The following is a 12,493-nucleotide window of genomic DNA, read 5'->3' as shown; positions in this document are numbered from 1 at the left end:
TGAACAAGACTAGCGCCTTTTGCATTGAAATAGGGAACGGTCCTGTCTGGATGCGATTCAAGGACGGCCTTTCTTTGAGAACATTCCACGTCTTCCACCAAAAACTGGCCGCAAAGACCCATGTGGCAACGGGCAAACGTATAAAACGTGCTCCGGGCAGTAGCAACGCTGTTTTCGATCAAAGAAACAACCCGCCCTATGCGTTGAAGCAGGGAGCGGGCTTTCCGCTTAAAACGCCACCGCCATCAAGCTTAAGCTCCCATACTGGTACTCACGGAACAACGCGCGCGGCGCCCCGCCGCGATCGCCGGCCCCGTAGGCGATCCAGTACGGCGCGAGATGCTCGGGCGTCGGCACGGCCTGCTTGGCGTACGGCGCCTTGTTCTCATACTCGAACACCTCTTCACTATGGGCGGCGGATCGGCTGAGAAGCCAATCATCAAATGCGACGGCCCATTCGTCCGCCTCCGCATGCCCTTCCCAGCGGAGCGCCATCAAATTGTGCACCGTCCCGCCGCTGCCGATGATCATCACGCCCTCATCCCGCAGCGGGCGCAGCGCTTCCCCGAGCTGAAACAATTGCTTCGGCGTCCACCACGGCACGATCGACGCCTGCACAACCGGAATATCCGCTTTCGGAAATAAGCGGTCGAGCAGCACCCACGAACCGTGATCCAACCCCCGGGTCCGATCGACGGCCACTTCCGCCATGCCGCCTAGGCGCTCCCGCACGCGCTCCGCCCACTCGACCGACCCGCGCGCCGGATACACCACTTCATACAACTCGCGCGGAAATCCGGAAAAATCATAAATCATGTCATACGTCCCCTCAACCGCCGAAACCGTCGGTTGGCGCGTCACCCAATGTGCGGTAAAGACGACGACCGCCTGCGGGCGAATTCCTTCCCCGAGTTTGCCCAAAAACGCCGTGTACGCATTGTCCTCGATCGCCAGCATCGGCGAACCGTGAGCGAGAAACAGGGCGGGGGGTCTCATCGTTCTATTCCTCCCTTGCATCATATTGGAAGATCCGCTTGCGGCCTAGTGCCGCCTCCAAACGATTCGCCGAAAAACGGCGCCGGAATTTCTCATCCCTAGTGTAGCATAAACATCTTTTGCTCTTCTATGCACTCGCTTTCCTAAACCGTGCGATGGAGGTTTGAATCTTCTCGGGGGCGTTTCTGTCTCCCTTACGATGAGGAGCTTTTCCTTGCCTCCCGCCATATTCATCGCCGCCCAACCCGATCGGGCGTTTGGGGAGATGAAAGAGAGATATCACCAAGACGAATGTGTCCCTTCAACGCGCTTCTCCTCCGTGAATGCTCGAAAAAGCGGCTCTCTTACTAGTTAAGAGAGCTGATTTTTTAGTAGAATAGAAGAAAAATAGAAACGAAGAAAACATTTCGGCACGAAGGAGCTATTCTTATGTCATTGCACGATCTGTTCCGTGAAGTGATGGCCATCTACGAGCAAGACAAGCAGGAAAAACTGTCGAAAGAGCGGCGGACGTTTCAGTTAGTGACGCGGGCGATTCCAGAGGCGTTGAAAGCGCTGCCGTTTCTGCCGCCTGACCGGTATATGGTGAAAGGGTCGGTCGGTCAAGGGAATTGGACCGACGTGCCGTGGGTGGCGGTGATGGATCAAGAAGTGACGGATTCGACGCAGCGCGGCTATTATATCGTCTGCTTGTTCAGCGAAGATATGCGCCGCCTCTATTTGACGCTTGCCCAAGGAGTGACGGAGACGCCGAAAGACGAAATGGAGCGGGTGAAGCGCGGCATCCGCCAACTCATTCCTGCCGGAGAGCGCGTGCGGACGGATGATGACATCCGTCTTGGCGAAAGCAAACGGGCGAAAGACTACGAACGGTCGGTGGCGGCGTATATCGCCTATTCGTTTGACGATTTGCCATCCGATGAACAACTCGCGCGCGACCTCGAAACGATGATCGATTATTATCGACAGTATGTAGAGCGAACAGAACCAATGACACCGCCCGAGCAGGCCTTTTCCTATCGGGAGGCGGTTGAGCATATTCATTCATACATATCCGCCAAAGGTTTTTATTACACAAAAGAGGAAGTGGCCAACCTCTTTCTTTCATTAAAAACGAAACCGTTTGTCATCTTATCCGGCATTTCCGGAACGGGGAAAACGAAAATCGTTCAATGGCTCGCCGAGAGCGTCGGCGCCACGGAAGACAACGGCCGCTTCGCCTTGATCCCCGTCCGCCCGGACTGGAACGACGGCTCTGATTTGCTTGGCTATGTCGACATTAAAGGCGAGTTCAAGCCTGGGCCGCTTACGAACGTCATCATCGAAGCCGAGAACCATCCCGACAAACCGTATTTCGTCGTGTTGGACGAGATGAACCTCGCCCGCGTCGAGCATTACTTCAGCGATGTGCTGAGCGTCATGGAAAGCCGCCGCTGGGAAAATGGGCACATCACGTCGTCGCGGGTGCTGCCGAGAGAAAGGGCGGGGCGCGACCTTTTTCTCCCGCCGAACGTCTACATCATCGGCACGGTCAACATGGACGAGACGACCCACCCCTTCAGCAAAAAAGTGCTCGACCGCGCGAACACGATCGAGTTCAACCGCGTCCGTCTCGACCATCTCGACTTTTTGCGCGATGTGCCGACCGCGACGCCCCAACCTGTCGGGCAGGAGCTGTTCGCGGCGCGGTATTTGCATTTGAAAGATGTATATGCCGATTATCCAAAGCTGGTAGAAGACGCGACGAAACAGCTCGTGGACATCAACCGCATCCTTGAGCCGCTCGGGGCGCACATCGGCTACCGCGTCCGCGACGAAATTTGCTTCTACTTGGCCTACAATGAAGAAGGAAAGCTAATGGAATGGGACAAGGCGTTCGACTATTGCCTCATGCAAAAAATGTTGCCGCGCCTTTCAGGAAGCGACGCGCGGCTCGAGCGGGCGCTCAAAGAACTGTTTGTCCTTTGCGCCGGCTTCGAACCGGACGGGGACTACAGCGGCGCGCTTGATGTGTCGTACGCCCGCTATCCAAAAAGCGCGGAGAAAATTTGGCGCATGCTGCGGAGGTTGGAGGACGATGGCTTCACTTCGTTCTGGCTTGGGGCGTGACGACTATGAGCTCGTCCATATCGAAACGGAACAGCTCACGCTCGTAATCAAAGGAAAGCCGTACCACGAACAATACGAAGGGCTTAAGCAGTACCGCTGCCTCGATTTCCACGAGACGATGGAGTTTTTCGCAAGCGGCGAAGGGGTGCGAAGCGTCAAACTGTTTGACGTGGACGCGGGGGCGCTTGTCGACTGGTCGGGCGGCCACCGCCCGATTTTCTTTGAAAACGGCGTCTATCAGCTGCTTGTCGTTCCGAAAACCGACCGGGTGCTCTCCTTTTACCATGAGTCGCCAGCGCTGAGAAACGCCATCAGCCTGGTTGACATCGGCGGACAGGCGGTGTTGATGGGCAATCTCCACTTCCCGAATGAAGTTGGGCTGTCGACATTCGAAATCCGCGACGGCCACCGCTCGGTTTTGAACGTGACGATCGAAATTTTCCCGACGAAATTGACCTACAAACAAGACTACCAGCGGCTGCTTAATGAAGTGAGCGAAGAAATTTACAACTTGGCGTTTCACTTTATCAAGCGCACATACCAGCGGGCGAAGGCGAAGCGCAGCGGCGCGCCGTCCCGAAGCGAATTTTTCCGACTCATGGACGCGCATATCGGCGATTTTTTGCAGGCCATTCGCCATATCGAGCGGCAGCCGCACCATCAACTGTCGACCGTCCATGTGAGGGTGCGCGGCGACCAGCTCGGCCGTTTGGATGCGGCAGGACGGAATGATTTGCGCAAGCGGCCGCATGTGTTCCGCGATGTCAAAAGCGGCATCGACATCGGAGGGCGGACCGTCATGCCGCAATCCGGGCTCAAAGCGAAACAAGAACTGACGTACGACACGCTCGAAAACCGGTTCGTCAAATGGATGATGACGCGCCTTGTCGAGAAGCTGCGCGATTTGCTTGCACACATCGAAGCGAAACAAAAGCGGTATGAAGCGGAGCCAGACTCGGAGCTGCTTCAGCGGATCACGGCGATGATCCGCGCCCTCGAAACCCGTCTCCGCCACTCCTTTTGGCGGCCGATCGGGCGGCTTGACCGCTCTGTTGCGAGCCTCGTCCTGCAAATGGCGCCTGGATACCGCGACGCCTATCAGCTGTTTCTCCTCATCACCCGCGGCCTCGCCTTGCAGGGAACGCTGTACCGAATGTCCGTCAAAGACGTGGCGACGTTGTACGAGTACTGGACGTTTCTAAAACTCGGGCAGCTTCTCGGGAAAAAATACAGACTCATCAGTCAAAACGTCATCCAAGTGAACCGCTTGGGGCTGTTCGTCCATCTCGACAAAACCCGCTCCGCCAAGCAAGTGTACGAACATCCGCACACGGGCGAGCGCATCACGCTGACCTATCAGCCGTACGAAGGAAGGCTGCCGACCGTCCCGCAAATGCCCGACACGGTTTTGGCGATTGAAAAGAAAGGAAAAGACTATACGTTCAACTACATTTTCGACGCCAAGTACCGCCTTGATTTCGCCGTTTCCGGCAGCGCGTATGAAAAACGGTACGGAATGCCGGGCCCGATGGAAGACGACATCAACACGATGCACCGCTACCGCGATTCCCTTGTCGCCCGCCGCGGCGGCCCGTACGAGCGCACCGCCTTTGGCGCCTACGTGCTCTTCCCGTGGCATGACGAAGACAGCTACCAAGCGCACCCGCTGTACAAAAGCATCAACGACGTCAACATCGGCGGTCTGCCGTTTTTGCCGAACGCCACCCGCCTCGTCGAGCAGTTCATCGAGCGGCTGATCGAAAACAATCCTGAAGAACTGCAACAAGAAGGCATCCTGCCGCAAGGGATCATCGAAGAATGGCGGTCGGCGTTCGACGAGCATGTGCTTGTCGGCATGGTGCCAAGCGCGCGGCATTACGAAGCCTACGTGAAGCACCGCTTCTACCACATCCCAGTCAAGCAGCTGAAAAAAGGATGGCAAAACGCGCGCTACATCGCCCTTTACCCGAAACAAGGAGCCGCCCCGCAAAACGGGGTCACGTGCTTTGGCAAAATCACCGCCGTGAACATCGTCAAACGCTCGGCCATCGCCGAACTGCCAAAACGGAGCGATGACGAATACGTTCGCTTCGAAGTCGAAAGCTGGAACTTTCTCCAACACGTCATCCGCCCTGTCGGCTACGGCATCGCCGTTTATGCGATGACGACGCTCAACACGCTCAAGCAGGCGAAAGAACTGCCCGAACTGTTCATGAAATCAAGCGACGAAATCGCCCTTTGGCGCATCTTGCGGCGGCTGTCCGACCGCATCCGATTCGACCTGGACGCCCGCTACTTGGATCAGGCGTCCAAGATCACCGCATACCGCGTCAAAAACGTGTCCATCCGCCTGGAAAGCGGCCGTCTCATCATCACAAACGGCGCAAAGCACAAAACAATTCCCGCCGACCTGCTCCGCAAGCAGCCATCGGCCGTGTTTCGCGAAGTGGTGGGGATGATGGGGGAGGGGCGCGATCAGAAAATGAACCTGGAAAAGCCAACTTTGCGATGACATTGCACACCTCAAGCATTGTAGCATTCCCTCTGGGCGTTTATGAATATCGCTTTTACGGAAGCAAACGTTTTGATCCAAGTGACGATTGCGACAATGACGATACATTTGAATCAACGACAGTTGGGCAGAAACAAAACAGAAAATGGCGGCATATTGTTTTGGCAGTTTGGTTGGATCTGTAGTAAAATGAAAGTGCTCTTGCATGGGGGATCTCTCCTTTCGAATGATGGGTCACACTTTCATTCCAATGGAGATCCGCCAGCAAGGGCTATTTTTATGCTTGATCAAGTTTATCTAGCACCATGGGTTCAACTTGTTTGTCGAGTAATGTTGAATTTTTTGTAGCGATTCTTCTTGACTTTTTTTTTTTTTGGAAAATATAATTGTCAAAAAGCATGAGAGGGGGTGTATTTTCATGAGCGGAAAAATTATAGTTCGACAAAGGGGGTAGCTGTAATAATGGTTTGGCTTGTTTAATAAGTTGGGACCATTGAACAAGGAATGTTCATTGTTCATTTACGGGAAGTTGATTTGGAATTCGAACAAGCGATGATCCCTCAACCAATGTGAAAGATGCTGCGACGTTTACCTGCCCTCATATACATGCAACACCGAGAGTGAACTTTCCATTCATTACAAACTCTAAACATTGCAACAATTCCTCCAGACGCTCATGGATATACTCTAGGAACCGCTCAGTCGCTTGGATGATATCTCGAAATGAGATTGGAGTGGGATTTCTTTTATGAAGAAAACGATTTCGTTAGCAACCATTATTATATTATTATTATCTCTTGGCACTGTTACTAACGGTTTCTCGGATTATATTGAGGTGTATTCAATTGAAAAACACAAGGATAGCTTGCGTTTAACCTGGAAACAAATTTCTAATGCTAAGAAATATGTTTTATATGATAAAAATGGAGCAGTTTTGTATGAGGGAAATGAAAGGGAGTTTATTCACAAAAACCTAGTAATGGGTGAAATGTATGAGTATGTTTTAGCTGCCTTTGATAAAGACGATCGTTTATTGACTAAAATGAATATTATTACAAACACATTGCATCCTCTATCGAATGATAGTGTGAAGGTAGATATGTTTTTGAACGAAAGAATGATAAAAATTGATTGGTCAGATATACCACATATTCAAAATTATACAGTTTACCGTGATGGTGAGCCAATAATGATTGTTTCACAGAGTGAGTTTAAAGACTTTAATGTGTCTTTTGGTCGAGAATATATGTATACCATTGAAGGAATCGAAAAAGTAAAAAAATTTGACGAAGCAAAAGGCAAAGTAGTTGAAGATGAAAAAAATCATGTTATCCTAATCCCTTTGAAGCAAGTAATTGATAAGCGTAATACGCATTTTCAGGAATTCTCTAAGTCATTCTCAACATTTGCAGTTGAACCCGTAACTTCTTATCGCAATACTACATTCATTAAGCCGGCTAAAATATCTGCGCCAGACGGTTACTGCTATGGAGGAGATAGTCGCAATTTTTCCGCGTCTGCTAGCACATATCGTACTCGAATTGATCTTTCGATTTATTGGCGGGATGGGTCCTATGGATTTTCAAAATATACAAGAGATTCTATCCGTTATAATAAAAACGATAATGGCACATGCGGTTCAAATGAATTGGCAAGGCAAAATGCTGGGACATCAGGTATAACGGCTGTAAAGGAATGGATTACACCGGGCGAAGCACAGTTTCAAATTTCTCATTCTGTTGGATTGCCATTTTACATGGGGGCTCCACCAAATATTGATTACAGTTATAGTTTAAATATTCAAAAGAGTGGAGTTACTTATATTAGTGGCAGCCATGATCAGTATCCTTGGCATGAAATTTATAGATCAGATAACGGGGGAACATGGAAAACTCTGTATCAATTTGATCCTGATGTTGCAGGTACAAATGTCAATTATTTATTTCCTTGGTACCCCAATAAAAAAATCGCAGTGGGCAAGTAATTTTGCATTTAAATAAAGAATTTTCGATATTGATGCCCCGTTTTTAGCACCTGACAAGCGGGCACGTTGACAAGAGGGGTAAACAATGCCATGTAAAGCAAGATTGCAACTTTATATTTTAATAAGGGGATAGTATGAGTGAAAAAATTTTTTGTAGGGGTTTTGTGGGCGTTTGTCATGTTCACGCTGTCTCTCTCTTTGTTTAGTGATGTTGCCTTTGTCATTGCCATTTTACCGTTTGCGGCATTGGCTATTTTTCTTATATGCGCAGTGACAGAAGTGTTTGTTTCTTATTTTGAGAGAAGATGGGGAGTGAAGTGGGGGTGGACAGTTGTTTTAGGAATTGCAATGGTTGCGTCGCTTCCCTTTTATCCGTCTGTTGTCTTTATGATTCCCATTTATATTGGGGCAATGGGGTATTATGTAGGGAGGCGACTATTTTCTAAATTTTGTAGAATGCAAGGAAAAGCGTAATCACTCACTTTTTTGCACCCTCCCGACGAAAATCGGGAGGATTTTTTGCGCCCATCGTCGATGCCGTTTTTGCCGAACGCCACCCGCCTCGTCGAGCAGTTCATCGAGCGGCTGATCGAAAACAATTTTGGCATGTTTTTCTGGAATGTTTTAGCGACTGTAGATGAGCCAATTCACTAAAATAAAATGACAACCAAACAAAAAGGAGACATGAACCGGATTCCTTGGGTAAATATAGATGTGCTCAAAACCCATTCGCACAAGGGCGTTCATGTCTCATAAATCGTTGAGCACATCACCTAGGAATTGACATCTTCACGTTAGGGTTGCCGTCGCTGCTGTCCAAACCGGTCATCAAGCACCTCGTTCATATCGTCGATGTCTTGACCGGCGAAAGACCGGCCGAAGATGGATGAATACCGCGTTCGCCACATTCGGGGGATGAAACGGTATGGGGCGGCGGTGCTTTCCGACTGCATGTACAGCATCGCCGAATCTCAACAACCCTCTTTTCGACGAACGGGAACAGCTTCGATCGCAGAAAGGCCGCAGCGTCGTCGAGTTCCTTGATGACGCCACGATATTCCCGTTGGTGTGATCAAAAAACAGTTCCGTATCGTATAAGGGGTGTCCTGCTTGTGTTTCTAACAATAGAAATTACTGTAACGAAAAAGGCTCAACTAATGATTGCATATAAGTAGCATAAATGCTATCATTTTGTATAATAATTGGTAAAGGGTAGAGGATATTGTTTGAGGTAATATACACAGGAAATGTAAAGGAATTTGAAAATCATCTACTGAGTAAAGCCGAGCAAGAACTTAGACAAAAAGGTCGTCCGGGTATATGGTGTTATGTTGCTGATGTATATGCCAGGCAACTTACGATTATTCAACATCATCCATATCCTTCTGATCCAGAGGACAACAGCTTTCCGGATGATATCACCCCTCCGTCATTGAAACATCTTAGCGTGAATACTCGTTATGATCATTTTTACAGATGGGGGATAAGAGGTGGAAGAACTGGAAATCACAGAATTATATTTGCGATTCACAATTTTTCAAAAGTCATATTGCTTCATTATTTTGACAAGCAGTATAACGGAGCGATAAGACGAGAGGATATTGTGCCGGCTGAATCAGCATATGAACGTTATTGTGCTTTCGACCCTTGCCTTTATTAATGGACTGGGAGGGAAAAACAATGAGTGATTTTTTTAAGAAATATGCAGCCATTCGAGGCGAGCAACATGTTCAAAAACTTCGATTGGAAGGAACGATAGCTGCACAGATCAAAACAAGACGAAAGCAGCTGAATATGTCTCAACAGGAACTGGCAGATCGCATTGGAGTTCCAAAATCCACGATTGGGAGAATTGAATCGGGGCTTACAAGTCCTAGGGTAGAGACGCTTTTTAAAATTTCGCAGGCATTGAATACTCCTTTTATCATTGATGGTACAAGCAGACAGGATCATAACCTAAATGTTCGCGTTTAGCGCATAATAGGGAAATCGATGAGTTCTTTGATCAACTGAGAGTACATGTGAATTTTCCTCCGATGATTTGGCTCGGTCTCCTTTCCCATACGGGAAAATTCGCATTTTTTGTATCCTCTATTTTCCCAATGCGCACCTATCTTGCCGTAAATGATCAAGTACAACTTGTGGTGAAGAGCCGGAAAAGCTTAATCACTCACTTTTTTGCACCCTCCCGACGAAAATCGGGAGGATTTTTTGCGCCCATCGTTGATGGAGAGGCTGGATGTCTTGCTCCTTGACGTCGAGTTCGAAACAGAGTCCTCGTTCTTAAGTTGTGTCTATGATAATCAATCTATAGTTTCGACAAATTTCGGCAACATCCTACCAGTTGTTTTCGTAAAATAAAACCATAAAGAAAAGAAACAAGGAGCCATTCGTGCATGAAGACAAAAGGGATGATTGACAACAGACAAAACGGCCTAGTCGGCGATGCGTTGAAAGCGCATATCACAAAAGGCAGCAAACTATCGATTGCGGCGGCGCATTTTACAGAAAAAGCCGTCTGAAAGCACATGGTTTCAATCATGGGATGAAAGACGGTATTGCTCGGTAATCCCTTTTAATAGGATTGTTTAGAGCAACCTCTTTTGTCGTGTGAGTAAAATATTTGTGGGTGACATTCCGAAATGATCCCCTGACGAGGGTTACCAACTCTTATTCGTAATTCCTGTCGGGGCCACCCAGTGAAGCGTGGTAGAAGCCAAAACATGCAAAAAGGACTCTCTTCCTGTTATGATGGTGATTATCAGCATCAACCGAAAACAGGAGGGAGAGAGTCCATGAAACATTTTACTCCATGAAGGGACGGGGGACGTGTGGGAACGGTTTGAGGAGTGGCTGATGCAGGAATATGCCTATGATCCGTGCCGGGACCTGTTGGTCATCAACGGCGATGCGGCGTCGTGGATCACGGCCTGCCGAGAGTATTTTGGAAAGCGGGTGTGCTTTCAGCTGGATCGATTTCATGTGGCGCGGGAGCTGCGTCAGTGTCTGTCCGGCCATCCGCGTTGGCGAGAGGTGCGGAAGAAGCTGGCGAAACAAGACGAAGAAGGACTTCTCGTGGAGTTGAACAGCGCGATCGGCACGTTGAAGGACGAAGCGAAAGAACAGCAGCTGGCGACCATGATCGGCCGGATCGAGTCGATGCCGGGATGCATCCGGGACTACCGGGAGTGGCTGTCGGAGCAAGGGGTGGAGACGACCGGCATGCGTCCGATGGGCCACGTCGAGAGCGTGATGAGCCGTTAGCGGCAACATTACATAGCAGATTGATACGTGTATATGCATAAGCACGTGTATTAAATAAAAACGGTGGGGATATATATGCAAGACATTATAAAAAAAGAGCAGGAACGTTTAGATGCGACGATATCTGTTATTGATGAGCTGTTAGAAAAAAATAAACAAAACATGAATAAAACCGCAAAAGATGTTGTAGAAGCACAGCTTATTGCATATGCCAAGAAAGAAGTAAAAAAGCTTCAAGATATGCGTCCCAATCCATATTTTGGGCGATTGGATTTTGAAGATGAGTTTGGAAAAGAGACCATTTACATTGGAAAAAAAGGGATTGAAAAAGATGGAGAGTTGATTGTTGTTGACTGGCGGACGGATTTAGGAAGATTATATAATGCCTACCAAGGTGTGCAAAAGACTTTCCAAATCGGAAAAGAAAACAGACCGGTAACAATTCATGGAAAACGCGGTATCGTCATTAAAAACGGAAAAGTGATTAAAGTAACCGATATTGGAAAATCGGAAATCGTTGAAAATGAAAATGGAGAAAAAGTCAAATACATGGACGATTATTTAAAAGAAATTTTGACCAATACCGAAGAAGCTCACCGACTTCGGGATATTATTGCTAGCATTCAAGCCGAACAAGATGAAATTATCCGCCTGCCACTGAAAGATACGATTATCGTCCAAGGTGCGGCTGGAAGCGGAAAATCAACGATTGCACTGCATCGCATTTCATATCTTTTATATCAATATCACGAGCAAGTCAAACCGAAAGATATTCTTATTTTAGCGCCGAACGAGATTTTCTTATCCTACTATTAAAGATATCGTACCGGAAATCGAAATTGAGGGGATTGAGCAACGAACATTTTACGATTGGGCATCTACTTATTTTACCGATGTTCATGATATTCCTGACTTACATGAGCAATATGTACATATATACGGGTCAACGGAAAAAGAAGACTTGATAAAAATTGCTAAATATAAAGGATCGCTTCGATTTAAAAAGCTTCTAGATGACTTTGTTGAGTACATCGGCAATACGATGATCCCGCATGGGGACATCGTTATTGAAAGCGGGGTTATTCTTTCCAAAGAAGAAATTCATCAATTTTATCACGCAAAAGAACATTTGCCTCTCAATGTACGCATGAAAGAAGTAAAAGAGTTTATCTTAAATTGGAGCAATGAACAAATCAACATTCGCAAACAACAAATTGAAGACGAATTTGAGGAAGCGTATCGGAAATGGGTTGTAACGCTTCCGGAAGGAGAAGAAAGAAAAGCGGTATATGAGGCATTAGAAAAAGCGAAACAATTGCGAATGAAGATCTTTCAAGAGAAAATGCAGCATGAAATCTCGCTTATTGTGAAAAAGATGGAAAATATTCCTGCGTTGTTAATGTATAAATCGGTGTTCCAGAAAAAAGTATTTGAGAAATTTCATCCGGATATCGATGAAGAATTGCTAAGTCTTTTACTGAAAAACGGAAGACAAATTAAACAGGAACGTTTTATGTATGAAGATATTGCCCCGCTCATTTATTTAGATCTCACATTTCGCACCCCAGCAGTGCAGAAACAAAGGATTTTTTATTCATTTTTTTAAAATATTTTTTGAGCCAACACAA

11 protein-coding genes and 2 pseudogenes are annotated in these 12,493 nt (G+C 47.8%); 11 read left to right on the top strand and 2 right to left on the bottom strand.

Annotated features, from left to right (window positions below; genetic code table 11):
* Window positions 1-228 precede the first annotated feature (228 nt).
* Window positions 229-996, bottom strand: a complete 768-nt coding sequence (locus B9L19_RS11550; RefSeq protein WP_047753302.1) for a DODA-type extradiol aromatic ring-opening family dioxygenase — start codon at window positions 994-996, stop codon at window positions 229-231.
* A gap of 429 nt (window positions 997-1,425) precedes the next feature.
* Here B9L19_RS11550 and B9L19_RS11545 point away from each other — a divergent pair, with 429 nt between their 5' ends.
* Both B9L19_RS11545 and B9L19_RS11540 read left to right on the top strand, forming a co-directional pair.
* The gene (locus B9L19_RS11545) at window positions 1,426-3,105 is read left to right on the top strand and encodes an MrcB family domain-containing protein (protein WP_047753301.1); all 1,680 of its coding nucleotides are present in this window, start codon (window positions 1,426-1,428) and stop codon (window positions 3,103-3,105) included.
* Entirely contained in the window at window positions 3,074-5,617 is a 2,544-nt protein-coding gene (locus B9L19_RS11540; RefSeq protein WP_047753300.1) for a restriction endonuclease-like protein, read from the top strand. The genes B9L19_RS11545 and B9L19_RS11540 overlap by 32 nt, the downstream gene beginning before the upstream one ends.
* A gap of 78 nt (window positions 5,618-5,695) precedes the next feature.
* Here the strand turns inward: B9L19_RS11540 and B9L19_RS18735 are convergent.
* Window positions 5,696-5,824, bottom strand: a pseudogene (locus B9L19_RS18735) (IS982 family transposase); the annotation flags it as partial.
* Window positions 5,825-6,365: 541 nt separating this feature from the next.
* Between B9L19_RS18735 and B9L19_RS11535 the strand changes: the two are divergent.
* The 9 genes and pseudogenes from B9L19_RS11535 to B9L19_RS11500 all read left to right on the top strand — a co-directional run bounded on the left by B9L19_RS11535 (window position 6,366) and on the right by B9L19_RS11500 (window position 12,471).
* The gene (locus B9L19_RS11535; RefSeq protein ID WP_047753299.1) at window positions 6,366-7,601 is read left to right on the top strand and encodes a DUF3238 domain-containing protein; all 1,236 of its coding nucleotides are present in this window, start codon (window positions 6,366-6,368) and stop codon (window positions 7,599-7,601) included.
* A 138-nt stretch (window positions 7,602-7,739) separates the two neighbouring features.
* Window positions 7,740-8,075, top strand: coding sequence for a hypothetical protein (locus tag B9L19_RS11530; protein WP_025951211.1), 336 nt, complete (start codon window positions 7,740-7,742; stop codon window positions 8,073-8,075).
* Between the two features lie 45 nt (window positions 8,076-8,120).
* Complete coding sequence (locus B9L19_RS19590) at window positions 8,121-8,255, top strand: hypothetical protein (RefSeq protein ID WP_256363779.1); 135 nt, start codon at window positions 8,121-8,123, stop codon at window positions 8,253-8,255.
* Window positions 8,256-8,823: 568 nt separating this feature from the next.
* Entirely contained in the window at window positions 8,824-9,261 is a 438-nt protein-coding gene (locus B9L19_RS11520) for a hypothetical protein (protein ID WP_241772002.1), read from the top strand.
* Window positions 9,262-9,281: 20 nt separating this feature from the next.
* Window positions 9,282-9,575 carry a helix-turn-helix domain-containing protein gene (locus tag B9L19_RS11515; RefSeq protein ID WP_023634085.1) on the top strand — a complete coding sequence of 98 codons (294 nt, stop codon included), beginning with the start codon at window positions 9,282-9,284 and terminating at the stop codon, window positions 9,573-9,575.
* A gap of 422 nt (window positions 9,576-9,997) precedes the next feature.
* Window positions 9,998-10,123, top strand: coding sequence for a hypothetical protein (locus B9L19_RS19585; protein ID WP_255404861.1), 126 nt, complete (start codon window positions 9,998-10,000; stop codon window positions 10,121-10,123).
* A gap of 286 nt (window positions 10,124-10,409) precedes the next feature.
* A pseudogene (locus tag B9L19_RS11510) lies at window positions 10,410-10,862 on the top strand (UPF0236 family transposase-like protein); the annotation flags it as partial.
* Window positions 10,863-10,940: 78 nt separating this feature from the next.
* Window positions 10,941-11,681, top strand: a complete 741-nt coding sequence (locus B9L19_RS11505; RefSeq protein ID WP_089113948.1) for a UvrD-helicase domain-containing protein — start codon at window positions 10,941-10,943, stop codon at window positions 11,679-11,681.
* Window positions 11,682-11,826: 145 nt separating this feature from the next.
* Window positions 11,827-12,471 carry a hypothetical protein gene (locus B9L19_RS11500; RefSeq protein WP_089113947.1) on the top strand — a complete coding sequence of 215 codons (645 nt, stop codon included), beginning with the start codon at window positions 11,827-11,829 and terminating at the stop codon, window positions 12,469-12,471.
* Window positions 12,472-12,493: the final 22 nt, after the last annotated feature.

It is taken from the genome of Geobacillus thermocatenulatus (assembly GCF_002217655.1).
Taxonomy (GTDB): domain Bacteria; phylum Bacillota; class Bacilli; order Bacillales; family Anoxybacillaceae; genus Geobacillus; species Geobacillus thermocatenulatus.
This window is presented reverse-complemented; position numbering and strand designations above follow the sequence as displayed.